Here is a 25120-nt window from a genome sequence, read left to right on the forward strand (position 1 = left end):
GAATTTATTTGTTATTAAATAGTTCCAAAGCCTTGTTTGCATCGACCACAATTAACCGACCACGTTGTGAAATCGCCTTGTTGATTTTTCCGCTTTTCTTGATTCGGTTTGCCGTTGCGATACTGCAATTAAATATTTGCGCGATTCCGGCAATACCGTAAACCAAGCGGCGTTCCTGTTCGGGGGCGTGTTCGGTCGTGCCTTGTACGCTTTCCAACAACTCCATAAGTTGTCCCACCGTTAGGTCGATTATTCTTGTATTTGGGTCAATCTTTATCATTCTTTATCTGAACTTTATTCACATTCCTTGAAGTATTCGGGTACATCGTGTTTTTTCAGATAGCGAGCGGCGAAAAAGAAGTTCAAGGCTTCAAGCCCCAAGAACCACAACGGCGCATCTTCCGTGCAACACAACAAGCACAATGATAAAGAAAACCACCATACCGCAATGCGTTGTTTCCATGTTCCACCCTTGACGATAAAGGCATTCCAAAACTCTTTCATAATCCCATTTGAATTTTTCATTGTTGCGAAATTTTTATTTTAACAATCGAACAACTCGTTGTCCGTTTTCCAGCGTGAACGTGTGCGGCAAGTTCTTGTTGTTCTTGCTGTCCGGGTTCGTGCCACAATCACGTTGCTTGTGTCGAATATTTGCGGAACAATCAGAATCAAAAGACATATTGCAATCACCTTGCGTTTCAACGGCGACAAGTCGAAAGGAATATGGAAATTAACGCAAAACCACCACGCGGACAATTCATTAACCTTTGTGCAATCCGTCTTTTCATAGATATTCCGGGCGTGATTCTCAACGGTTCTTTCCGAAATGAAAAGGCGGTTGGCAATATCCTTTTTGCTTGCGCCCCACGCGAACAATTCCGCAATTTCGGATTCACGTTTGGTAAGTTTTACCGTTTCATTCATCAGTTAATCCCCCAAACTTCTTTAATTCCATACTTTGCAAAAACATCTTCGATTGCCTTTGCTTCCGAAATCTTGGGTTCGACCTCGCCTTTCATACGGTTAAGAAAAGCCGCCCTTGTCTTTACGTTTAACGCCGCCATCAGTTCCTCGCGACATCGTGGAATGTCGCCGTTCTTCACTTGCGACCATCCCTTGTTGAATGAAAAATGTTCTTTACTCATATCATTTATGAATTAAAAAAAAGTACTTTTTTCGGATTTCCGTGCGGATTCTCGCGAAAATGACTTAAATTTGCTATTTGTATTCATATTGCAATGCTTTAACTTTGTATTGTGTTGGAATACGCTTGCAAAGATATGAAATAAATTCATATCACGCAAATAAAATAAGAACTATTTTCAAATAAAAATATGAAGTTTTAGGTATATGGCTGTAAATCAACAACTTAAAAGGATTATCGAAAGCATAAAATATTCGCACCGATTGAAGCAAGCCGACATTGCGGAACAATTAGGCGTGAAAACCACCTATCTTTCGGATATGATAAACGGGCGTGTGCCTTTTTCCGACAAGTTCAAGGAAAGGTTGTTTGAGGTTTACCCCGATTGTGTGCCGACACTTGCGCCCCAACAATATGCTGGGGGCGAACAAAGCAACATTAACGGCGACAATATCAATGGCAACAATGTAACCGTGAATAAGTCCGACACGGACAAACTTTTGGACTTGCTGCAAAGCAAGGAACAAAGCCTTGTCCGGGCGCAAGAACAAATCGACAAGTTATTGACCATTATTGACCGCTTAACAACACAATGATACGAATATTAAGATGCGCAACGGTGTTTTCCCGACCCGATTTGCCCGATTCAATATATAATAAGGTTGAATCATTCGATTTGAAGCGGTCGTTGAAGCGTGTTCCGCCTTACATCGAATTGACAACATCAGAATATGAAATGATAAAAGATAAATTGGTTATGCCTACGATTCAAATTGAAGTCAAAAAGTATTATGGCAATCCGTCTTATTATTCGGTTATGCCACGCGTGATATTCGACGCTTTGGAAATTGCCGCGTTGAATGGTGAAGAATTTACCGCCGTTGATAAGCCGGCGTTTGATAAAATGATTACGGATTATAAAGACAAGATGAAATGAAACATTGTAAATGTTTGTTATTGGCGTTGCTTTGCGTCCTGTTCGCTTCTTGCTCCACACAATCATCAGACGACGAGCCGCAAGACTGTTACACATTCGCCCCAGTGCTTGGACGTTGGGAATCGACATCGTATTTGACAAGCGGCGGTTATTTCGTGCCGTCTGACATCAAAGAATCCTTTGAATTTTCATCGGACAACACCTTTGTTCACGACAATAACGGAACAACGACAAAGGGCGAATATTCCTTTGCCCCGGAATCTTCTGTGTTGTTGTGCAAGGAAAACGGCAATTACCTTGAAATTGACGTTGAATTTGCAGACACCGAACACGCAACATTTGGAATCCAAACAAAGGGGGCAACCGTAACACTGAAACGAACAATCAAGGTTGAACGTACAAGGAAACCACAATGAAGAAAAGTATAAATCCCCGTGCAATCAATATTCAACGCCGATTCTTTGAAGCGTTGGAATTGCTTATTGCCGAAAAGAAATTGTCCGGCTTGAAAGTCTTTTGCGACGATAATAACTTGAATCGAACAAAATATTCAAGGATTAAGAACACCTTGAACAAGCCCCTTGATGAATCAACTTATAAAATGATTGATTTGGACGCTTTGGCGGCTCTCTCTTCCGATTTCGGGGTGTCGACTGAATGGTTGTTGCTTGGGCGTGGGGAAATGCTTAAAACGAAAGGGAAATGAAAATAAATTGGTCGGTCAAGTTCTTTCCGTACAAAAGACGCAACCACTTTGAAAAAGGCGTGTCAATCCGAATGCGGTTCACGTTGCGAGGTGAAGCCCCGGTGGACATCGCAACGGGGTTCATCATCGACATTGCCGAATGGGACACCGAAAAGCAACAAGCCTTTGAGGATTCACCGCAAGCGGACGAAATCAACCGAACAATCAATTTGTGGCGCGCGACAATTAGTGAAGTAATGTCCCGATATGAATTGATAGAAAAGCGGATTCCATCAAGGGGTGAAGTGAAAGACTTGTTCAATGACTTAATCGGACGTGAAACACCAACAAAAAACGACATCGGCGACCACGACGGAATCGAATTTTTCCCTTGCTTCGATTTGTTCACCGAAACAATGGGCAAGAAGAATCAATGGACGAAATCGACCTTTGAGAAATTCGCCGCCCTCAAACGACATTTGCAGACATTCGACCCGTTGTTGTCCTTTTATACGTTGAACGAACCGAAAATGCAAGAATATGTCGATTATCTGACACGCCAAGAAATGCGCAACACGACCATTGCGAAACACCTTTCATTCTTGCGGTGGTTCTTGCGCTGGGCTTCAACGTCTGAATATTACTCCGGACACTTACACGAAACATTCAAGCCGAAATTAAAAGGCGTGTCGGGCGACAAAGAAATTATCTATTTGACCCAAGAAGAAATCGGACGGTTGCAAGAACAAACATTCACGCGGTCGCAAGCCGCCCTTGAACGTGTCCGGGACGTGTTCTTGTTCTGCTGCTTTACTGGGCTTCGATATTCGGACGTTGCAAAACTGAAACGAACCGACATCAAAAACGACCATATCGAAGTCGTAACGAAAAAGACGGTGGACGGCTTGAAAATCGAATTGAACCGACATTCAAAAGCGATTCTTGACAAATACGCTTATTCACGTTTTCCGCGTGATTTGGCGTTGCCGATAATCAGCAATGAAAAGATGAATGCGCACTTGAAAGACTTGGGTAAATTGTGTGAAATAGACGACCCGACCCGGATTGTTTACTTTCAAGGCAACCAACGGTTTGAAGAAGTCTTACCGAAATGGCAACTTCTGACAACACACGTTGCCCGGCGCACGTTTGTTGTTACCGCCTTGCAATTAGGCATTCCCGCAGAAGTGATAATGCGTTGGACGGGACATTCAAGATTTGAAGCAATGAAGCCTTACATTGCGATTGTAGATGAATTAAAACGTATATCAATGACAAAATTTGATTCAATCGGGCAATGACCACGAATGATTCGTGATTGACCACGACCACGAATTTGACCACGTTTTTAAGAAAGAATTATGATATTATATAATATATTATGGTATCGCCGAAAAGTCGGGTATTGCTGGAAAGGCTTGAACTGCAACTTCAAGAACCTTTTGAGTGTCAAGGGTCGCACACCCTCTCTCTCCGCAAATAAGGGTGTAAATCAATAAGTTACGTGATTTACACCCTTTATTACACCCAAAAATGTCGCTGTTTAAGAATCCTTTGAGACAAATTCATCGGAAAAGGTGTGTAAAGCGCGCATTTTGCATAAGTTAATCGAGCGATTCACAAAGAATACTTGTTTTCACTCAAGTTCTAAGCATTAATCTGTAAAATCTAATTCGCCTTGTAGGTTGATATAACGTATATCTATCTCCACCCCAGTCATGGTTCTCCTAATAGTTTCATCTGAGATAGACTTCGGTACTGCCAATGCTAGAAATTGCGTAGCTCTGGAACAAGCTACATATATCATGCGCTGGCTTTCAGTCATATTTCTTACAGTTCTTCGTGGGAAATCATTTAGCGAAATACCTTGTCCTTGACTATTTGAAGATAAGAACAATAGTACTGCATCTAATGTAGCACCCTTAACAGCATGTATTGTGTCAATGTTCTTATGATAGTCGCTGCTTTTATCCCTTGACTGATGAAACCGCTCGACTGGCATATTTCTCATTTCTTTCATCTTGTAGCCCACCTGTCTCTGATATGGCACAAACATAGGTTGCTCATCAAGTTCCCAGAAATCATGCAATAACACACATGTTTGTTCAGACCACTCCTTAAAGCTTAAGGAGAAAGAAGGAATTTGTTTCAGAAATCCAAATATCCTTGCATTCCAGTCTATATTATGTTCTATTTTATGGATAAACTGCCGTTTTGTATCAGGGCTATCTTCTGCCATTAATCCAGACAAGACCAAACGTATTTTTCGGAAGGCATAATCCATATCACCAGCCTCCGATGCAAATACGGCATCAATCAGAAAATATGGCAAATCGGATTTCCAATATTTGAAATTTACATCCTTAACACCAGACAGTTTTTTACATTTATCCACACCACGTGCCAATATGATTCTACTCAGCAAATTATTATCCTCACAAACTTGGTAGAAAGCTCGAATAATATCCTTAATATTACCATCATCATACTTATACACTACAATCGGAATTCCTTTATCCTCCACTCCATGTGAAGTAATAGCAGGCACATTATTTGATTTCAGTTTGCTATACAAGTCTATTATACGTTGGTTAGAACGTCTACATTCAGATAGTGGCAAAACATTCCAGCCCCTTTCTTCCATCATACTTTGCAGCAACTCAGGCTTGGCATTATTGAACCCATAAATGGACTGGCAAATATCTCCCACAAACTCAAGGTTTTGTAAGCCAGATCTCTTTAACAGTTTGAAGAAATCAAAATGCAATTCAGAATTATCCTGCGCCTCATCAACAATAATGTATGGGAAACGAGCGACAAGAGCTCTTGCTATTTCCTGATGATTTTTTAATATATCACAGGCCATCCATAAAGCATCGCCACTTGTAATAAAGCCTTTACTTAATCGATAAGTAAATACGGTCTCGCAGTATTCAACTTCTTTTACTTTGTTTATTGTATTATGATTCCATCTATACCCGTTCTTTTCTCGAGAAACCAAGGCGGGGCTTTTCTTATAAAGTACCTTGTCATATTGCCTTTTACCAAATTTACTCAAAGGTTGTATTGGATAAGAAGTCCATTTCCCATTCCTAAACACATTGTTGAAATAAATTGGATTAAGTATCTCTTCCTCATTCACGACTATTGGTTTCTTCTTACAAGCATCGCAAAGATACCAAAATGGAAGTACTACATATTGCATGATAAAACTATCAATAGTCAGCACTTCATTGGGAAAAGTCAACCTTTCATCATGCATTTCCCTATATTTCTGCTTTAACTCAGCACAGGCTTTATTAGTAAACGAAAGGCAAGCAAAACCAGTATGTTTTCCATAACGCTCTGCACAATATTGCGACACCGCACGTAGTTTCTTTACAATACTTGTAGTCTTTCCGCTTCCAGGGCAAGCCGTTAATATTGTATGCCCTCTTGCGTCAAGATATGCCTGTCGTTGTGGTGTTAAATCGTATTCCATGATTTACAGAACCAGATGAGATATTGCTTCTTGAATATATGTAGGCACTGTAAACTTCACATCACCACTTGCCTCAATCTTATCTATCAAGAATGAATTCAATGTTTGGGCAAACCTTGCCTTTCCCGGTAAACATTTCCACATGAGTAACGCAACATTCTGCTGTTCCACATCATTCAAATCACGCTCACCTATACTATCAATATAGGCTTCAACCCTATCAATACCATCTGTATTCTCTCGTTTAATAAGTTCGTAAAGCCAATTACCTTTGATGGCATCTTTATTTCCTGTTACGTTAGCTTTACATATTTGATATTCCAGAGTTTTCTTTCCTGAACATATCTTTATTCCTGCTTGCCCGTTAGCCATTGCTGTCATATTGTTGACCCTGCCAGTTTTATGCCCGTTGTTAATACCATCTCTTAAGACATTCAGTTGTGCATAATTGTCTGCTATGAGAGCGTCAAGATTAAACTCTTTATCCTTAGATTCTGTAAATTGGTCTTCGTCTGTCACAAAAGCCGCATGAATTGGCAACCTTTTCTTATCATCAGATGAATTGAACAGCATCAGGAATTGGTAGAATGCCGTTCCATCTGTATCAACAATTTCTATCTGATGGTCAATGAGTGATTTGCCTATCAATTTAGAAAATGTTTCAACCAATTGGCATTCTGATATGCCTTCAATAAACAGGCATCCATTAGAAAAAAGCAATTGTGAGCGAGTCACATCAAAATACCGTGCTATCATATTACGGTAGCTTTTTACCTCATTATTCTTCAACAGTCTGTTATTAGCTGTAACGTCGCGAACAATATTCTCTGAATGTCTATCTTCAAAGCACTTCCCAACATGATATGCAGCATTATTTTTCAGCAGAATGAGATTCTCCAATGGTATCTTTGATGTTAAAGTCGGCGAATGGGTAGTGATAAATGTTTGGCTATTCTCACTGGTATCTGCATTCTTAAGAAAGTTATATAGATTTACCTGCAATTGTGGGTGAAGGTGAGCTTCTGGTTCTTCAATCAGTAATGCATAGACACTCACATTATCATCCGTATGACAATCTTTAATGTCACTCAATACCGAAGCTATATATATCAAGTTGTTGTATCCAAGGCTATTTTGAGTCAGCACAAATCCATTCTTGTCATCTTTAGAAAATGGCAAGAAAGGTTTTATGATATTAACGATATACTCTATTCGATTCTGCTCTATATGCAACTCAACATCCTGAAGGTTTGACCTGTTTATTTGGCTCAGGTTATCGTTTATACCAGTTTGAGTTGCTTTAACCTCTTGTCTTTGCAACAGCTGGTCATTTGCTGTATTTACTATTCCTTTTACGTCTTCTTCCGAACCTGCCCTGTCTATCTTTCTTTTAATCACTCTTCCCAGCAAGTTATTTCGAGTGCTCATCAAGTCACGAGTGCTGTCACGTAATGCCCCCAAATAATAAGGATGAAAATAATGGAAAGTATCCCAATCAGCACGGAAGTCATTCTCTTCTTTTCCTGTGATATAGGATGAATAAATTCTACCTTGTTCTTTTATTTCAAAACTCAAATGGACTCTGGCAACCATAGTACCATCATCTTTTCTATCCAAATATTGATAAAATGCACCTTCTTGTTGTGATGATAATCCTTCAAATAAATAACATATGTCAATCCTCGTCGAAGGATTTACCGTTTTAGTACCATTTGTGTTTTGTGTAATCTCAACATAGAAATCCTCTTTTGTTATTTCTATATCCCGATTAGGCTCACCCCATGAATAGAAAAGGCGAATCGCGTCCATCAAAGATGTTTTCAACTGCCCATTAGCTCCGATAATTACGTTCAAATTCTTATCGAGTTCCACCAATAGTTCCTTGATTCCCCGAAAGTTCTTTATATAGATCTTACTTAGATACATAACTTTTCTATTTTATTAATTCTTTTGGTGACACACCAAACAAGTCCGCTACTTTGAAGATGGTAGCAAGATTAGGTTGCTTGCGATTGCAAACGTAGGCGTTGGTAATGCTGAAACTCATGCCCAACTCTTTGGCGAGCCATGTTTGAGTGATGCCTCGCTTCTTCAAATGCTCCTTGATGAGATTGCTATGCTCTTTCTTCTGTCCCATTAGATGACTGTTTATCTTGATATTGATTACAAAGTTATGAACTTATAATGAATAAAACGAAGAAAAACGGAACTTTCACGCTACTGGAAATAATTTTTCCAGTGAGAGGACACCAAAAGTAATCTCTTAACCAATCAATGATGATTGAGAAACAATGTGCGTTAGCCCGAAATAGTCCACTTTTTGAATGTATATTGAGCTTTTTTTGATAGTCTTTGATTTCCTTGCATTTCCCTATTCTTCCTGCTATATCCCTACCTCTTGGAATAACATCAAAAGCCCTTTACTTTTGCATCGTCAGAACTGACAAATACCCTATGCGCAAGGGTGAGTTATTAACTTCAAGACACAAGGAATTATGACGATAAACGAATTATTGGGCAAACCTGTGTGGCAGATGACGGGCGAAGAATTGCTCTTCCTCGCACAGCATAGCAATATGTCTATGAGTGGAGAAACGGCAAAGGCATCAGCCTCCAAAGAAGAAAAGTGATATGTGTATGGATTGGCTGGCATTGCACGCCTCTTTGGGTGCAGTCTGCCTACGGCTAATCGTATCAAACAGAGTGGTAAAATCAACCGTGCCATTACGCAAGTAGGTCGCAAGATTATTGTTGATGCTGAACTTGCGCTGGAATTGGCAGGACGAAAGACGGGAGGGCGAGGATGAATACAACTGACTATGAAAATATTTGGCAAGCATCGCTTATCCATGTTACGGACGAGTTCTCGCTTCCACCCGTTGTGCTACAAGCAGGCGAAGCCATCATTGGCACGCTGGGCAATTTCAGTGTATCAACAGGCAAGGCGAAAGCAAAGAAGACCTTCAACGTGAGTGCCATTGTTGCTGCAGCCCTTATCAATGGGCAGGTGTTGGAGTATAAGGCTTCCTTTCACGAATGTAAACGCAATATCCTTTACTTTGATACAGAACAAAGTCCTTACCATTGCCAACTCGTGATGCAGCGCATGCGATTGGCAGGACTACCGATTGATAGAGAGCCGGAGCATTTGAAGTTTAGCCATCTCAGAGCTATTGTCAATCCCAATGAGCGTAGAGAAATCATTCGTTACGCCATTTACAATACTCCTAACGTGGGCTTGGTGGTCATTGACGGCATTCGTGATTTGATGCTTGACATCAATAACTCAACGGAGGCGACTAAATTGGTGGGTGAACTGATGCAGTGGTCGAGCGAACAGAATATCCACATTCAAACCGTCTTACACCTCAATAAAGGTGACGACAATGCACGAGGGCATATAGGAACGGAACTCAACAACAAGGCAGAGACAGTCTTACAAATCACGAAAGACAACACGCTGCCCGAGCGAAGCATTGTAGCCCCTGCCATCATTCGCTCCAACCCCTTTGACAAATTCGCTTTTCGGCTCAAGGAAATGGAAGATGAGGTGTGCGTTCCCGAAATCGATTCGACCTACACGAACAACGAATGCAAGTTCCATCGCTACTCCTACCACGAACTAAGCGACATGGAACATCGAAAAGCATTGGTACAAGCCTTTTCTTTGCGCAAAGTCTTGCCCTATGGCGAACTCATCATGGAACTCAAAAAGGCTTATGCAGAAATAGTGGGACAATCCTATGGGCAAACCAAACTCAAAGAACTCTTGCAATTTCTGCTCAACAAAGGCATAGTGGTCAAGGAGGAACGAGGAAAATATCGGCTCAACAAAGATTATCAGCCCTAAAACCATTGGTCGGTCGGACACAGGCTATATATACCTGAACCAACCCGACCAAAGAGAAATAAGTTTGGTCGGTCGCAAAGTAGTGCCTATAGTGTACGACCTTCCGACCAAACAAACAACAACCAGCCTCCAAAAGAAAAAGGCTGACTGTTATTCATTTCAAACATCAAAACAAAATCACAATGGATATACAACATATCAAGCAAATTGCAATTACAGATTATTTGCAACAACAGGGCTATGCGCCTGCACGAGTACATGGAATTCACTATTGGTATTGCTCTCCACTCCGCAACGAGCGCACCCCATCCTTCAAAGTCAATACCGAGCGCAACCAGTGGTACGACTTTGGCAATGGCGAGCATAGCGACATCATTGACCTTGTATGCGCTTTGCATCGCTGTTCTATCAGCGAAGCCATCGACCGACTTAGTGGTGCAAAACAAGTAACGCATCAAGGATTTTCTTTTGGCGGTGAAAGAAAAAACTTCGAACGCAAATTGGAAATCCTCTCAGCGCAACCACTCTCCAGTCCCAGTCTGCTTCGTTACCTCGCAGTGCGTGCCATTCCTCTTTCCGTAGCCAAAGCCTATTGCTCGGAAGTTCTATTCCGCAATATGAAGCGGACATACTATGCCATCGGATTTGCAAACGATGCTGGCGGATGGGAAATCCGCAACTCGTATTTCAAAGGATGTATTGCACCAAAGGCTATTACAACGATTAGAAAATGCTTCGACCGCCTACAAATCTTTGAGGGTTTCATGGACTTTCTCTCGTGGCAAACGCTTAATCCATCTTCAAAGAGCGATGCTATTGTTCTCAACTCTTTGGTACTTTTGCCACGCATCAAAGAAGAGATTGCGGGCTATCAAGAAGTAGAAAGTTTTCTGGATAATGACGATGCTGGGCGCAAATCTTTTGCCTTTTTGAAGCAAATATTTCCGCAAATCGTTGATGGTTCTGCTCGTTATCGAAATTACAAAGACCTCAACGAATGGCTCGTTTCTAAGTCCCAACTCAAAGAAAACCAGCCGTTATTATCGACCACGAAGCGTGGCATTAGAAGATAGTGTGTATTTGGGAAGCAAGTTTGTGTTTTGAGTATCTCAAAACCTACTTGCTCCCATCGTTGGGAGGACAAATCCCGCTGGTCTCATCAACAGAAAGAACGATTATGGAACAGAAGAATAAAGGAGGGCGACCCACCAAGACTTTATCAGAGAAACGGAAATACCAAGTGCTTCTTCGGCTTAATACGATGGAGTACTATACTCTGCTGGGAAAAGCACGAGAAGCTTCTATCACTCGTACTGAATTTTTACGTCGGCTCATTGCAAAAGCAGAAGTAAAGAGCCGAATCAAACCCGAAGAAATGCAACTCATCCGTACGGTTTCGGGCATGGCAAACAATCTCAATCAGATAGCTCATCGGCTCAATGCCTTTGGCATCTCTGTACTCAATGAAGACTTGAATGCACTGAAAGTACTCATTTATGAACTCATCAAACGCTTGAAACCATGATAGCCAAGATTATTAAAGGAGCAGACTTCGGAGGTGTCATCAACTATATGCTCAGCAAACAGGAAGGAAAAGCTATGGTTTTGGCGAGTAATAACATAGGTTTTACCGACCAAAACCTATGCGCTCACGAGTTCGCTCTGCAAGCCTCCATGCATCCGAACGTCCACAAGCCCGTATGCCACACAATACTTTCATTCTCAGCTAACGATGCCGAGCAACTGACAGACGATGTGATGGTGGAGATTGCCAATGAATACTTACGAAAGATGGGCTATGGCAATACGCAGAGCCTTATCGTAAGGCACAGCGACCGCCAGCATCCGCACCTTCACATTTGTATCAATCGTATCGGCAACGATGGCAAGACCATCAGCGACCGCAACGAGAAATACCGCTCTACGAAAGTTTGCCGAGAACTAACCGAGCGTTATGGTTTGAACATTGGAGAGGGGAAGAAGGCGGTAAACCGCTACCGACTGCGAGGAGAAGATAAATTACGCTATGAGATATTCGATGCCATCAAAGCTATATTACCTCAATCGCAGAACTGGAAAGATTTTGTTTCAGGTTTAGAACAACAGGATGTTGCCACTCGTTTCAAGACGAAAGGCAATACAGATGTAGTGCAAGGAATCATCTTTGAAAAGGATGGTTGCAGTTTCTGTGGTTCAAAGATAGACCGTTCCTGCTCTTTCTCGCGCCTCAATGCAGAGATAGAGCGAAACATCCAGCAAGCGCAACAGCATCTATCAAAAGAGCCAATGGCACATTCGACAGATGAAAGCGTATATACTTCCGATTTATCCGAGGCACTTGACGAAATATTTACGATGCCGATACCAAGTGGAGGTATAGATGTTGATGAACTTCGCTTTCAAAAGAAGCTCCGCAGCAGAGCTAATCGTAAACGTAGAATTTAATCACTTCAAAATTACAATCGTATGAACAACGAAATAGCCCCCGTTCTCGATATTCTCGAAGAACTCAAACAAGAATGCAATGCCATCAGCAAGGCTCAAACAGAACTGCGCACCACGCTTGCAAAACAGCCTACCTGCACAAACGCAGAGCGCACCACAACGCAAGAGACCGTACAAATCCATCTTTCCAAAGAGACGCAAGCCAAAATCAAAGAGCACCAACTTTTTGTTTTGGAAGCGCTCACGCAGTCGAACAAGAAACTTGACCCAAAGTTTGAAGCCTTACAGCAACTCATCAGCGAGCAACAAAAGCCCGTAGAGTATAAGAACTTCTCTCTCTCTTTGCCAGCGTACAATTAGCCGAGCGCATGTTGCTTTTATTAGTCTGCGGACTGGTCATGGTTAGTTGCTGGTTCTTCGGTATGGGAGCCAACCAACTGCAAACCGCCTCCGATTACGACCTCCGCTACCGCTATCTACGTATGCAAGGCAAAGCAACCACCACTGACTTCGTGCATCTTGACAGCGTCTTTATCACAAATCGCAATCCCAACGCGATTCTGCAGATGCAACAAAAGGTTATTGATTACGAGCAAGCCCTGCAACGGCAAGCAGAACTAATAGAACAGCAAGAGCGTATCAAAGGTGAGCAAGTGCAACTTAAAAAACGACTTCATCAATAGTCATAAAAGATAAAATCCTGCAAAGTAAATAAGTTTGTTGCAGGATTTTTATTTTGTATAATCATTAGTCATAGACTGTTACCTAAAATTCTATTGTTTAATCTCTAGTATTTGTCTGGGTATAACCAAATGTCATCCGGAGTGTCAAACATAGATAGTGCGATTAAATGATTAGCAAATAAAGTTTTTTCTTTACCATATAGAGGATACTTTCCAATTAAATCAATACAAGCCTTACTGTCATAGATATTTATATTTGAAGGTTTTGTCGCATACTGTTCTCTGAATTTAGAAGAGAAATTTATCAAGGATTCCTTGCCTTTTTTAATTCCTTTATACAAAACATGAAAATTCTCAACTATATGATTGTGATCTATTTTTAATATCTCGTATTGGTCAGAGGATAACTTATTTTCAATTTTTCTTTGATTTTCATAAATCAATGTTGGTACAAGATTATATGACTTGTCCTTTCGCTCCATTTTATAGAATTTTACATCTCTATTTTCTAAATTTTCTATAATTTGTGCTTGATATTGTTTATCCATGTCCAAACCGAAATAGATAGCTTTTAGAGCAAATGGATTATACTTCTTCATTCCGTAGTTTGTGTATAGAAGTCTTATCTCTTTCTCGTATTGCCATACTGGCGACTTGGTGCCAAACAATTTAATAATGAAGTTTGGGCTTTTTATATCGGTTATCTCTATTTGTGGAGGTTTTTCAGAGTAGTTTATTGTCATACGATTAACATCTAATGAAAATTTCTCACTATCCTCTAATTTCTCAACATCATAAGCGATACAAAAGCCCTTATGAGAATTAGCATAGTGAGCCCACATTAATTCATTATCAGGGAAATCTTTGTCAGATGTTGATAGAGAATATATTCCCAACTTATCTTTAAATGCCATCAGTTCTTTCCAATTCTTTTGTATATCACCAATGTTAACATTGAAAACTTGGTTGAATATAGGCAAAACTTTACTGATCTCATCTGTATAAGTTGCTTCAAATGGATCATTCAAATTACGAAATGATGAAGCCCATATTTCATCGTTTAAGAGCGATTCAATGTCGCGAGTACTATCTTTGCCTTCAATAGCATTAGCTCTATATTTATATCCAATCATATTAATCCGTTATTTATCTTGCTCTACAATCTTAGTTAGTTCTTCCTCGACTTCTTCAATTGTAGGTAAGGCAGACTTCAAATTGTCTGGAATAGCCTTTGTTAGTTGATAATCGCTGACACCGATTGGCTGGTCGTAGCCCGAAAGGGCATATTGCGCTACCACTTTGTCACCACCATTGCAGAGGAGCAAGCCGATGGTCTTGTTGTCGTGTTCGCCACGGAGGGTATCATCCACTACATTGATGTAGAAGTTAAGTTGGCCCATATATTCGGGCTTAAATGGTGTGGCTTTAAGTTCGATAACTACGTATGCGTGTAGTTGGATATTATAGAGGATAAGGTCGGCATAAAAATTAGAATCACCCACTTCAAAATGCTTCTGCTGTGCCACAAAGGCAAAGCCACTGCCCATTTCGAGTAGGTACTTCGTGATGTGCGAAACCAGCTGCCGTTCGATGTCCTTTTCTGCCATCTTATCTGTCTGCCCCATCATATCGAAAATGTAGGGATCTTTCATCAAATAGTTGGCGAGGTCGCTTTGCGGCTTGGGCAATCGTGCCGAGAAGTTACTCACTTTTTTTGCTGCAATCTGCCGAGCGAAAAGATTAGTCTCAATCTGCATTTGCAGAACATTGCTGCTCCAACCATTGGCAACCGCTTGCGTAATATACCAAAAGCGTTCACCCAAAGGCAACTTGCTATTAAGCAAAATTACATGGCTTGCCCAGTTGGTCCGAACTATGGCTGAGTGCTTGAAGATTTCCTCTATCTGACTGATATCGCTGTGATAGATAGCAGACAGCGTTTCAGAAACATCTCCTAATTGTGCAAGAGGTTCTTGCGTAATTATATCTCCCCGAATACCTGCTGCTTGTATTTGCGCAAGAGGCTCTTGCGTAAATTGATTGAGCTCGTTTGTGAGTTGTAATACATTATCAACCGAAGGACTAATAAGCAACTTTTCAACCTTACCCATTTCTGTTAGAACCTCCATAGGATAAGTCTTTGCGAATTGGCACATATAGATAAGATTGCGAGTGGAATACCCTTTCTTATTCGGATATTTAGAACGTATCGCCTTAGAAAGATTGTCAATGACTTTGCTTCCCCAACCATCTTTCTTTTGGAGGTAGAGGATAAAATGTCCCACTTTCCAATAGTGGAAAAGCATATCTGCATTAGCCGAAGCAATCACGCGCACTTGTGTATGCTCGAGGTCAGTACCAATAGCTCGTACAACGAGAGATAAATCTTGGTGCTCTGTTTTATTTATTTCTTGACTCATATGGTTTCGGTGTTATAATTGATTGAATTTACTCATGGCATTCGCTTTGATGTCGTCCGCAATGTCTATGTATGGTTTCATAGCCTTGTAATCACTATGCCCTGTCCATTTCATCACAACTTGAGGCGGAATGCCCAATGCGAGCGCATTACAGATGAATGTTCTACGACCAGCATGTGTGCCAAGTAGGGCATACTTTGGTGTAACCTCATCAATGCGCTCATTACCCCTATAATAAGTTTGGCGCACAGGTTCGTCAATACCTGCTAGTTCTGCCAATTCTTTAAGATAATCGTTCATCTTCTGGTTGGTAATCACAGGTAGCACCTTATTATGTTCAAACGCTACATCCTTGTATTTATCAAGAATCGCCTTGCTGTGGTTGTTCAATTCGATAATCAAACTATCGGAAGTCTTGACCGTTGTCACTTCTATATGGTCGCCCTTTATATCGCTTCTACGGAGATTAAACACGTCTGAATAACGCAAGCCCGTGAAACATTGAAAAAGAAAAACATCACGTACTCGGTCTAAGGCTTGTTTGGAAGTAGGTATTTCGAACTCTCGGAGTTTGTTTAGCTCTTCCCATGTAAGAAAGATAACTTTCTTCTGGGTACTTTTGAGTTTGGGCTTATAACTATCGTAAGCATTGTTCTGATGCACACCTTTCTTGAAAGCCCAACGTAAGAACCATTTCAAGAAACTAAGTTGCTTGCCAATGGTCGAATTGCGCATTTCCTTTACGTCCCGGAGATAAGTAACATAATCGTTCAGCCCCTTCTCGTCAAAGATATCAAACGTAAGTCCGTCACGGAAGTTCATCAGGTGGTTTTTCACTGCCGCAAATTTTTCGTAAGTAGAATCTGTCCAGTCATTCTGCCGTCCGCAATCACGCACGAACTCATCGAACACCTTATAGAACGCATTAGGCGTTGATTTCTTTGGTTTGACTTCTTCCTCAATGGGTTTATGCAGAGCGTTGAATGCCTCTTTTATTTGTTCCTGTGTCGGCATTATCTCTTCCACTTCAAACTTCTTAAAGATTTCCTGTACCTCAGTGTAATAGCTCAAGAGTGAAGCATTGATTTCAGAAGCCGGTTGTTTCAGCTTGTTACTACAACCATTCTTTACGCGCTGCTTATCCGAATCCCACTTGACTGCATCGATGCGATAGCCTGTCGTGAACTCAATCCGTTTGGAAGCGAAATTGACACGCATACGGATAGGTACGTTCTCAACAATGAGAACACCATCCTTTTTTCTACTCTCCAGCGTGAAGATAATGTTTCGTTTGATATTCATGCTTTTGGGTGTATAGATTTCTGCACCCAAAATTACACCCAAATTTCGATATTACCAAAGATTTTCTATGAAATCTTATTTTATTAAAATTCTGTGTAAATTACTATTATACAATAGTTTGAGTGAGTATGATGCAGTATGAAGGTTCAAGAGAAAGAGCCTCTCTCTCTCTCTCCGCAAACAAGGTTGTAAATCAACGAGTTACGTGATTTGCACCTTTTATTATATCCGATTTTTTCATTACCTTTTCCTTGCTGTTGTCTGCTATATCAATTAGAGTTTTATCGCCTTGTGATCGTTGTGTCCTATCTGTTTTACTATATCGACAGTAATAATTCGTTATGTTTTCATGTGTAGAGTATCTCTTTTGCATGTAAATGTTGCAAAAGGGAGTAGTGATTAATGTGAAAAGTATGTTGATGTTTTTCAACGCTCATTGTACGTTTTTGTCTAAATGTTATATCTTTGCAGTATCAATAGAAATGGTGGGAACAGTTTGTTCCCATTGTCATAAAGTAGGTAATAATAAAAAAGGATGAAGAAGATTGTTATTTTCGATGGTGGTCCACGCAAGAACATGAACACCGGGTGTATGATTGAAGCTTTCAAAGCAGGTGCTGAGTCTATGGGACAGGAGGTGGAGGTAAAGCGCATCCGCCTTTATGAGATAGATTTTAAGGACTGCTATGCTTGTATGGCGTGTAAGATGAAGGACAGTAAGTTCCGTGATGTGTGTGGGCGCAAGGATGGGTTGACAGATTCTCTGCGTGAGGCTGCATACGCAGATGGTATTGTGTTTGCATCGCCAATCTATTTCAGTGATGTTACAGCTCAACTGCATGCTGTAATCACACGTTTATTTTATCCTTGGCTTAGTTATAAGGATTTTTCTGCTAATCCTCCTAAGCATGTGCCTACAGCTACTATTTATACAATGAATACCAATGACATGCAGCAGGAACTGATGTTGCCCATGTATAGTCATTTAGAAGGAGTCATTGAGCAGTTCTTATCGAAGCCGGAACGAATCCTCGCTCTTAATACTACGCAGGTGAAGAATTATGACCGTTATGAGATGGATGGTCTTCGTCCTGACCTTAAAAAGCCTTGGCGTGATGAGCATTGGGAGAAGGATTTGCAGAATTCTTTTGATGCGGGTAGACGCATGGTTGAGAAAATAATGTCTGTATAGAAATATAATTGAGACAACTAAGAAGCCTATTGACATCATTAACAATGCCTGCGTCATCTTGTGTACATTGTAAAAGGAAGTTTTAATAACAACTAAGTGTGGGGATCAAGTGAGCAGTATAGTTATGAGAGGAGTATACATTGTTAGCTGAGTATATACAGAAATATTTTTATCTATCTTCATCCGAAATCATGGTGCAGATAAGGATGAGTATATAATCTACTTTGGAGAAATGGTAGATTTTTTTGTTGTAGAGTTACCTGTTTGATAAGAATATGAGCGGCTATTTGTTACAAATTAGCCTTCTTTTTTATCATTTTACCACCGAGTAAGGATTGAGAACTCCTTATTCGGTGGTATTTTATTAGACTTTTACAGTTCTTATAAACCGATTTCCTAAAATTGGTAGGCAGACCGTTGATATTATATAGGTCTAAAGTAAAAATATGTACACATAGACTTTTACCGCAAAATATACCTTTTGCAATAGTTAAACGTGGATATTTAGTGTGGTAACAGATTGGCATTTATCTTATATCTTTGCATCATTTATTTATGCGTAAGAAGTTTGAAAGTGGGAAGTATTTGTATGTGGAAGACATTTTTTGGAGTAAAAAAGTTTAGCTGAGTCACTTTTTGGCACACCCCTCTCTTTATTTTGCACAAAAAATAAGATTAATTTTTAAATCATTCCTAATGCAGGAGTTTGCAAAGAAGAGGTTAATCCTATGGAGATAGGCCAAAGCTCTACATGTTACCGATATTACCACTATGATATTTAACATCGTTTTGATAAAATCCGTAATGAGCGTTGGTAAATATGGAGGGGACATATTCCATGTGGTGAAAAGATATATAAGAGCAATATGATTTTATCCTAAGAAAGAATTAAAGTAGATATGACAAAAGAAGAATTGTACAGAAAATTTGACGTGAAGATATTCACAGATGATATTGAGGATGTGGCTATAGAACAGATAGCTACTTTGCTCTCCATCGATGTTTTTAAGCATAGCAAAATACGTATCATGCCCGACGTGCATGCCGGGGCAGGTTGTGTTATCGGTTTTACTGCAGACTTGGGTAAACGTGTGGTACCTAACATTGTTGGTATGGATATAGGCTGTGGCATTCATGTTACTCCATTCACTACTTGCCGTGAGATTGACTTCCATCAGTTTAATGAGTTTATCTTGAAGAACGTTCCTTCGGGAAGGGATGTTCGTTCTGAGAAGTATGTGCCCTTGCGACAGCAGTATATTGACCGATATATCTTGTCGAAGGAAATTGTGAAGGACGTACGCTGTTATCGATACTTGAAAGATGTCAAACGAATCTATAAAGCCATCGGTTCGCTTGGTGGTGGCAATCACTTTATAGAAATAGACCGTGATAATAGTGGCAAATATTATCTTGTACTTCATACGGGAAGTCGTAATCTGGGTAAGCAAGTGGCGGAATTATACCAAAAGATTGCCATTAAGAATCAGTCGGGGTGGGATGAACTGATGGAGCAGCAAACAAAAATGATAGCCGACTACAAGGCGCAAGGTCTACGTTCCGAGTTGAAGGAGGCTATTCGTGAACTGCATAATTCGTTTGTGATGCGTAAGCCGTCTATTCCGGAAGACCTTTGCTACCTGCAGGGTACTTTGCGTGAGGACTATCTCCACGATATGCGTCTCTGCCAAGTGTGGGCCACAATGAATCGTAAGCTGATAGCCCATATCCTAATGGACTTTCTAAAAGAGCAATTCGGCGCAGTGGTGGATGAAACCGAAATATTTGAGAGCGTACATAATTATATAGACGATGACAATATCATACGTAAGGGGGCTATCTCTGCCTATAAGGATGAGCTTTGTATTATCCCACTCAATATGCGTGATGGCTCGTTAATCTGTCGAGGCAAAGGCAATGATGATTGGAATTCATCCGCTCCCCACGGCGCCGGTCGAGTAATGAGCCGCACGGCTGCTCGTGAGAAGATAACACTCGATGCTTTCCGTCAGTCTATGCAGGGAGTTTATAGTGAGACTATAGCGGAAGAAACCAAGGATGAAGCTCCTATGGTTTATAAGCCTGCAAAGGAAATCATCGAGAACGTTCGTGATACGGTAGATATAGTAAATATCATCAAACCGGTTTTCAATTTCAAGGCATACAGATGATATTTACCCTTGAAAGTGAATGGGTAGAAAAAAGATTATTAAAAGGTGTGTCGCAATATGAGGTAGGTACATTCTATCTTTGCATACAATTAGAATATGTAATATTAATAAAAGGATTATGGTAACGAAACAGTTGAGTAGTGATTTCATGCAGCAAATCGCAGATGAGCAGGCATGGAAAGAGTTATCAAGAGACTTCTGCTGGACAGAAACTCTTTTGGATAAGTATCAAGATCGGTTGGATTGGTCGGAAGTAGTAGAAAACAGAAATATCCAATGGACCATTCCTATGGTACAGAAGTTCAAAAATCGCATTGACTGGAAGACTTTCTCATGTTATGCTGACGAGAAGTTCTTGACAGAAGAAACTCTTGAAGTATTCAAGGATAAATGGGATTGGAATGAGCTTTCTGATAACAGCTCCCTGCCATTGACAGAGGAATTACTGGAGAAATTCATCGATAGATGGAATTGGAAAGAAATTATCAGTTATAGTCATGATGAATTATTTGAGAACAGTCCCATTGAGTTTTATGAGAAGTACAAAGAACACATTGCCGCATTAGTCCTGCACGATAGTGAACTGTGGCGCCGAATTGTAGAGAAATGCAAGAACGATCTCCGTGCGCAAATCATTGCGTAGTACCCCTAATAATAACAGTTTATCCTCTTCGGTATTTAATAACCGAAGAGGATGTCGCGTGAAGACTGTAAGATATAATCTGCGTAATGGCACAATAATGAGCGTATTTCATGGTTATCTATCAGAAGAATCATATTAATAGCGCAATAACATAATTACAATGGCAAAACAACTAACCGAATTGCTGTTAAAACTTGATGGCCTTGTTGCAGGGGAACAGAAGAGACAGGAAGAAAAGTTTAATCGAGGTGAGACTTTCAATATGTTCTCCATACTGAAAATGGAAAGCAATGAAACTGCAACTCATTCTGCTTTTCTTGCCGAACTGTTGAATCCTCATGGCAGTCATGGATGCGGAAGTGCGTTCCTTTCTGCGTTTTTGCGGCAAGTAGCTCAAAAGGCTGATATATCTCTAATGAATTTGGATGAAGCCGAGAAAAGTAATAGGCAACAAGAATGAAGATGCGACAGAAGGTGGACGTATTGATATAACTATCAATATCGGCAATAGGCTCTTTATCATTGAGAATAAAATTTATGCCCATGATCAAATACATCAGTTGCTTCGCTATGACAATTATGCTAAAAGTTCTCAAAAAGAATATGAACTGTTTTATTTAACCTTGGACGGTAAGAACGCAAGTGATAATTCCATAACCGACGCTTTGGGAAATAAAACAAGTTATGCACCATTGTCATATAAAGAGCACATTTTAGCATGGCTTTACCAATGTGTAAGAATGGCATACGGCAAGCCGTTGGTAAGAGAAACGCTCACACAGTACATAGAAATTATCAAGAAACTAACTCATCAAGATATGGATACTAATTTTTCAAAAGCAGTCGTTGGTGCAGCGCTTGACAACATCGATGCAGCTTGGGCCATCATGGCCAATCAAGAAAAGATAAAGGAAACATTTTGGAGGAAAAATATCTTCAATCCTTTGGAGAAACTTGCAAGAGAGAAGCACTTGAGTTATGATGAGTGGAGAAATATACCCGGGGAAGATAATTCGATATTCCTACAAAAAGAAGGGTGGAAAGGCTGGATTCAGATAAAGTCGGCAGATGGATTTTTTTGGAAGGGTATGGTCATTGGAATATCTTTCAAAAAACAAATGGGCAATCAGGAGAAACTCCAGTGTATGAGCAATGTTGACCCAAGTGACGGATGGTGGCCCTATGGTCAAACGCCACTTCCTATAGAAATACGTCATTGGACAGACTTTGAAACTTTTGGTAATGCCGAGAAATGTAATAAAATAATAAAGTGGTTTGACGAGAAAATTGATGAGATTGTGTCTGAGGTAGAGGCAAAAGGAATCATGATAAAAGAAGTATGAAACTATCCATCGTAACACTTGGCAAGAATGCCCAAGCTGTTCTTGGCCATCATCCTTACAATGTGAATGAGGCTAACAAGGAAACATTCATTTTGATAGTGACGGATGACGCAACCACGTACCAAAATGTCATTGGTAATATTCTATTCAACGAGAATATTCATGGAAGGCCTACATATCTCGTGATAGATATGAACACATTCTCTGACTATGCACAGTTCAAGGGGGCATGGACATATTATAATAAGATAGAGAAGGCTCAAACTATCAATGGTATCGTGGCTCTGATTCAATACCATCTCATACAGCCTTCCCTGATTGCCTTCGATAGTCGTGATTTGTTGGGTATTTGTAGCTTTGGAGAATATCTTGGAAGTATTCGTACGGACAAAGGAATAGAAGAATTGAAGGAGGTAAATATGCCGGCAAATGTTATGGCGTTAGCTTGTGGTATTGGCCTTGCCAATCCATCCGATTCCACAGTGGAACTGATGAACGATTTGGACGATTTTTTCAAAAAGTTCAGAGAGGACACTGAAATCAAGTGGTCTATTTCTTCCGCTCCGAATAATGACCTCATTATTGTTTATAGTTACAATAAGTTAAAATCATGACTTTATGATTGTAAAGAACATGATAAATTTTCAAGAATACTATCGATAAATTGTTGAACTAAGAAATATCGAAGTTGATGAGAATAAAATGGCGATAAACAATGTCTATTCAATATTATTAGATATAATATTTCCACAAACCACGCTTTTAAAACAGAAAAAATGACAACGTTGAAGAAATATATATGGGTAGCCAACGAATTGTTGCGAGCCGGTGAAAGAGGCATTTCCCTGCGCGAACTAAATGAGCGTTGGGTGAGGAATACCGATCTCAGTTGTGGTGTGGAGATACCTCGCAAGACCTTTGACCGTTGGAAATGGGCAATAGAAGATTTGTTTGGCATAAGCATTGAGAATCAGGGGCGAGGAGAATATCGCTATTATTTCCGCAATCCTGAAAAGATGCAACAAGGGTCATTGGCACGTTGGTTACTCGAAACCTATTCCACCGCCAATGTACTTTCAGGAAAACTCAGTTTGAGTGACCGTATTTTAGTAGACGAAGTGCCTTCAAGTCAGGATTTTCTCGCCACCATCATGGAGGCCATGCGAGGTAATCATGTGGTCATGCTAACGCATAAGAAATTTGAAAGTGATGGTCCCTATACTTTCCCCGTTGCTCCTTATTGTATAAAGATGTTCCATCGGAGGTGGTATCTCCTTGCCAAAAGCATTGGGGAAGACAAGATACGCCTCTATGGTCTTGATAGAATAGGGGATGTAGAACTGACTGGCGAGCGTTTTGAACTTCCCAAGGATTTTGATGCAAGTGGTTATTTTGATTCCTTCTTTGGTATCGTACTTGATGAAAATGTGCCTGTGGAGCGTATCATTGTTCGTGCTAATCGCCAACATCAACATTATCTCCGTACATTACCGCTTCACAAGACGCAGCACGAAATTTATACTTGCGATGAGTATGCAGACTTTGAACTATATCTTCGTCCGACATACGACTTCGTAATGGAGCTTCTCCACGCCGGTGCGATGGTTGAAGTGCTTGAGCCTCTATCACTTCGAGAGACGATGAAGGGTTGGGTGAGTGATATGTGGGAGATGTATGGCTAATTTTGTTAAGCCCCATGCCGATAGAGAAAATTATATTTCTGGATTTTGATGGAGTGTTGAACACGGAATATTACCAAGCTCAGCTTCTGCGTCAAGGAAGGTCATGTAAGGATGAGAATGGTATGTTCTTCGATCCTGAGGCCGTTGCACAATTAAAGCGGGTTGTTGATGAGACTAACGCCGATATTGTGATAGAATCATCATGGAAATATATTGGGTTGGAGGCAATGCGTCGTTTATGGATGTCTCGCGCAATGCCGGGGCAGTTAATAGGCATGACTTCCTCTTCCGTCAGTGACGAATGGTTGCTCAATTCTGATTTGGAAGATTTTGATTCACACGTAAGACAATGTAAAGGGATTAAAATTGCTTCATGGCTTACAGAGAATGTTACGCCTAATACGCAATATGTTATTATTGATGATGAGGATATTTGCTTGGCAAATCAGTTGTCACACTTTATACCAACCAATCCGTACGATGGCCTTACTGAAGAGATGGCCAGTAGAGCTATCTGCATTCTTAATAAGAAATCCTGAATATCTTGAATGACGTGTGTGTCGAGAGAGGGACTTATTGAGGTGGTAACTTTGAGACCACGATTAGCCTTATAATCTTATATGGTTGATTTTGAATCTTTCCACTCTCATCTTGTTAAAAGTTTTGCTTTTCACTATTGATGTTTTTCAATCTTTTTGAGCCCATTTTAAAGTAGGCCTTTTGCATTGTTAAAGGGCTGCTTTTATCGTGTGAAAAGGTAGCTATTATTGCATTGAAAAGCTGTTATTACAAGCGAGCATGAGTTTAAATTTGATGAGGGGAAGTGGATATGATACGATGGAAATATAAACTTTTATAACGTAAAAGAAATGCTTAAAGCCTCGTTTGAGAGTTTAAGAAAATGGTATGGGTGTTTAAATGATATTATTTCTGCCTATTAATCCCACTCGAGATCATCTTCCCATATAGTATATGGCTTTGATTGGGCTGAAATATTGTCAGGTAATCCGTCTTCTTTTATAGGAATCGCATGGTTAGTGTCACCACTTCCGGCTAAGAGATGAGATTCCATATTAATGGAAATAATATTTACCTTAGGTTTTGTGTAGGTTCTTAATTGCTTTTTCATGGGTAAAAAA

28 protein-coding genes and 2 pseudogenes are annotated in these 25120 nt (G+C 40.3%); 19 read left to right on the forward strand and 11 right to left on the reverse strand.

Annotation, left to right across the window (positions count from 1 at the left end; translation table 11 throughout):
- Positions 1-4: 4 nt before the first annotated feature.
- From VIR50_RS05235 to VIR50_RS05250, 4 genes are all read right to left on the reverse strand, one after another.
- Positions 5-226 carry a DUF3853 family protein gene (locus VIR50_RS05235; RefSeq protein ID WP_331934520.1) on the reverse strand — a complete coding sequence of 74 codons (222 nt, stop codon included), beginning with the start codon at positions 224-226 and terminating at the stop codon, positions 5-7.
- A 68-nt stretch (positions 227-294) separates the two neighbouring features.
- Positions 295-525 (reverse strand): hypothetical protein, encoded by a 231-nt coding sequence (locus tag VIR50_RS05240; RefSeq protein WP_331934085.1) that lies wholly within the window; start codon positions 523-525, stop codon positions 295-297.
- An 18-nt stretch (positions 526-543) separates the two neighbouring features.
- Positions 544-927: a response regulator transcription factor gene (locus tag VIR50_RS05245; RefSeq protein WP_331934086.1), complete on the reverse strand. Its 384-nt coding sequence runs from the start codon at positions 925-927 to the stop codon at positions 544-546.
- Positions 927-1148 carry a hypothetical protein gene (locus VIR50_RS05250; RefSeq protein ID WP_331934087.1) on the reverse strand — a complete coding sequence of 74 codons (222 nt, stop codon included), beginning with the start codon at positions 1146-1148 and terminating at the stop codon, positions 927-929. Before VIR50_RS05250 ends, VIR50_RS05245 begins: the two co-directional genes overlap by 1 nt.
- A 205-nt stretch (positions 1149-1353) precedes the next feature.
- Between VIR50_RS05250 and VIR50_RS05255 the strand changes: the two genes are divergently transcribed.
- From VIR50_RS05255 to VIR50_RS05275, 5 genes are read left to right on the forward strand one after another with little or no spacing between them, the layout of a single operon-like run.
- Complete coding sequence (locus VIR50_RS05255; protein ID WP_331934088.1) at positions 1354-1743, forward strand: helix-turn-helix domain-containing protein; 390 nt, start codon at positions 1354-1356, stop codon at positions 1741-1743.
- Entirely contained in the window at positions 1740-2084 is a 345-nt protein-coding gene (locus tag VIR50_RS05260; protein WP_331934089.1) for a hypothetical protein, read from the forward strand. Before VIR50_RS05255 ends, VIR50_RS05260 begins: the two co-directional genes overlap by 4 nt.
- The gene (locus VIR50_RS05265; protein WP_331934090.1) at positions 2081-2500 is read left to right on the forward strand and encodes a hypothetical protein; all 420 of its coding nucleotides are present in this window, start codon (positions 2081-2083) and stop codon (positions 2498-2500) included. Before VIR50_RS05260 ends, VIR50_RS05265 begins: the two co-directional genes overlap by 4 nt.
- On the forward strand, positions 2497-2790 hold the full coding sequence (locus VIR50_RS05270) for a hypothetical protein (RefSeq protein ID WP_331934091.1): 294 nt from the start codon (positions 2497-2499) through the stop codon (positions 2788-2790). Before VIR50_RS05265 ends, VIR50_RS05270 begins: the two co-directional genes overlap by 4 nt.
- Positions 2787-4070: a site-specific integrase gene (locus VIR50_RS05275; RefSeq protein ID WP_331934092.1), complete on the forward strand. Its 1284-nt coding sequence runs from the start codon at positions 2787-2789 to the stop codon at positions 4068-4070. Before VIR50_RS05270 ends, VIR50_RS05275 begins: the two co-directional genes overlap by 4 nt.
- Before the next feature lie 353 nt (positions 4071-4423).
- Here VIR50_RS05275 and VIR50_RS05280 read toward each other — a convergent pair whose 3' ends face one another.
- From VIR50_RS05280 to VIR50_RS05290, 3 genes are read right to left on the reverse strand one after another with little or no spacing between them, the layout of a single operon-like run.
- Positions 4424-6250 (reverse strand): UvrD-helicase domain-containing protein, encoded by a 1827-nt coding sequence (locus tag VIR50_RS05280; RefSeq protein ID WP_331934093.1) that lies wholly within the window; start codon positions 6248-6250, stop codon positions 4424-4426.
- 3 nt (positions 6251-6253) lie between these two features.
- Entirely contained in the window at positions 6254-8176 is a 1923-nt protein-coding gene (locus VIR50_RS05285; protein ID WP_331934094.1) for an ATP-dependent nuclease, read from the reverse strand.
- Between the two features lie 7 nt (positions 8177-8183).
- Positions 8184-8387, reverse strand: a complete 204-nt coding sequence (locus tag VIR50_RS05290; RefSeq protein WP_331934095.1) for a helix-turn-helix domain-containing protein — start codon at positions 8385-8387, stop codon at positions 8184-8186.
- Between the two features lie 358 nt (positions 8388-8745).
- Between VIR50_RS05290 and VIR50_RS05295 the strand changes: the two are divergent.
- The 6 genes and pseudogenes from VIR50_RS05295 to VIR50_RS05320 all read left to right on the forward strand — a co-directional run bounded on the left by VIR50_RS05295 (position 8746) and on the right by VIR50_RS05320 (position 13228).
- A pseudogene (locus VIR50_RS05295) lies at positions 8746-9057 on the forward strand (DUF3853 family protein).
- Entirely contained in the window at positions 9054-10100 is a 1047-nt protein-coding gene (locus VIR50_RS05300) for an AAA family ATPase (protein WP_331934096.1), read from the forward strand. The pseudogene VIR50_RS05295 and the gene VIR50_RS05300 overlap by 4 nt, the downstream one beginning before the upstream one ends.
- 182 nt (positions 10101-10282) lie before the next feature.
- Entirely contained in the window at positions 10283-11173 is an 891-nt protein-coding gene (locus VIR50_RS05305) for a CHC2 zinc finger domain-containing protein (RefSeq protein ID WP_331934097.1), read from the forward strand.
- A 104-nt stretch (positions 11174-11277) separates the two neighbouring features.
- Positions 11278-11625, forward strand: coding sequence for a plasmid mobilization protein (locus VIR50_RS05310; protein ID WP_331934098.1), 348 nt, complete (start codon positions 11278-11280; stop codon positions 11623-11625).
- Positions 11622-12545, forward strand: a complete 924-nt coding sequence (locus VIR50_RS05315; RefSeq protein WP_331934099.1) for a relaxase/mobilization nuclease domain-containing protein — start codon at positions 11622-11624, stop codon at positions 12543-12545. The genes VIR50_RS05310 and VIR50_RS05315 overlap by 4 nt, the downstream gene beginning before the upstream one ends.
- A 21-nt stretch (positions 12546-12566) precedes the next feature.
- Positions 12567-13228: pseudogene (locus tag VIR50_RS05320) on the forward strand (hypothetical protein).
- A gap of 104 nt (positions 13229-13332) precedes the next feature.
- Here the strand turns inward: VIR50_RS05320 and VIR50_RS05325 are convergent.
- Genes VIR50_RS05325 through VIR50_RS05335 form a run of 3 tightly spaced genes read right to left on the reverse strand, consistent with a single transcriptional unit; the run spans position 13333 to position 16950 of the window.
- The gene (locus VIR50_RS05325) at positions 13333-14361 is read right to left on the reverse strand and encodes a DUF2971 domain-containing protein (protein WP_331934100.1); all 1029 of its coding nucleotides are present in this window, start codon (positions 14359-14361) and stop codon (positions 13333-13335) included.
- A gap of 9 nt (positions 14362-14370) precedes the next feature.
- Positions 14371-15648 carry a PDDEXK nuclease domain-containing protein gene (locus tag VIR50_RS05330; RefSeq protein WP_331934101.1) on the reverse strand — a complete coding sequence of 426 codons (1278 nt, stop codon included), beginning with the start codon at positions 15646-15648 and terminating at the stop codon, positions 14371-14373.
- A gap of 12 nt (positions 15649-15660) precedes the next feature.
- Positions 15661-16950: a site-specific integrase gene (locus VIR50_RS05335; protein WP_331934102.1), complete on the reverse strand. Its 1290-nt coding sequence runs from the start codon at positions 16948-16950 to the stop codon at positions 15661-15663.
- 535 nt (positions 16951-17485) lie between these two features.
- Here VIR50_RS05335 and VIR50_RS05340 point away from each other — a divergent pair.
- From VIR50_RS05340 to VIR50_RS05375, 8 genes are all read left to right on the forward strand, one after another.
- On the forward strand, positions 17486-18142 hold the full coding sequence (locus tag VIR50_RS05340) for a flavodoxin family protein (protein WP_331934103.1): 657 nt from the start codon (positions 17486-17488) through the stop codon (positions 18140-18142).
- Between the two features lie 899 nt (positions 18143-19041).
- Entirely contained in the window at positions 19042-20313 is a 1272-nt protein-coding gene (locus VIR50_RS05345) for an RtcB family protein (protein WP_331934104.1), read from the forward strand.
- Between the two features lie 118 nt (positions 20314-20431).
- Positions 20432-20956, forward strand: coding sequence for a hypothetical protein (locus tag VIR50_RS05350; RefSeq protein ID WP_331934105.1), 525 nt, complete (start codon positions 20432-20434; stop codon positions 20954-20956).
- Between the two features lie 160 nt (positions 20957-21116).
- Positions 21117-21416, forward strand: coding sequence for a PD-(D/E)XK nuclease family protein (locus tag VIR50_RS05355; protein WP_331934106.1), 300 nt, complete (start codon positions 21117-21119; stop codon positions 21414-21416).
- On the forward strand, positions 21382-22299 hold the full coding sequence (locus VIR50_RS05360) for a PDDEXK-like family protein (RefSeq protein WP_331934107.1): 918 nt from the start codon (positions 21382-21384) through the stop codon (positions 22297-22299). The genes VIR50_RS05355 and VIR50_RS05360 overlap by 35 nt, the downstream gene beginning before the upstream one ends.
- Positions 22296-22913 (forward strand): hypothetical protein, encoded by a 618-nt coding sequence (locus tag VIR50_RS05365; protein ID WP_331934108.1) that lies wholly within the window; start codon positions 22296-22298, stop codon positions 22911-22913. Before VIR50_RS05360 ends, VIR50_RS05365 begins: the two co-directional genes overlap by 4 nt.
- A 162-nt stretch (positions 22914-23075) precedes the next feature.
- Positions 23076-23981, forward strand: a complete 906-nt coding sequence (locus VIR50_RS05370) for a helix-turn-helix transcriptional regulator (protein ID WP_331934109.1) — start codon at positions 23076-23078, stop codon at positions 23979-23981.
- 14 nt (positions 23982-23995) lie between these two features.
- On the forward strand, positions 23996-24520 hold the full coding sequence (locus tag VIR50_RS05375; protein ID WP_331934110.1) for an HAD domain-containing protein: 525 nt from the start codon (positions 23996-23998) through the stop codon (positions 24518-24520).
- Positions 24521-24918: 398 nt separating this feature from the next.
- On the opposite strand, the gene VIR50_RS05380 is transcribed toward VIR50_RS05375, so the two are convergent.
- The gene (locus tag VIR50_RS05380) at positions 24919-25110 is read right to left on the reverse strand and encodes a hypothetical protein (RefSeq protein ID WP_331934111.1); all 192 of its coding nucleotides are present in this window, start codon (positions 25108-25110) and stop codon (positions 24919-24921) included.
- Positions 25111-25120 lie beyond the last annotated feature (10 nt).

The organism is Prevotella sp., assembly GCF_036570325.1.
GTDB lineage: Bacteria > Bacteroidota > Bacteroidia > Bacteroidales > Bacteroidaceae > Prevotella.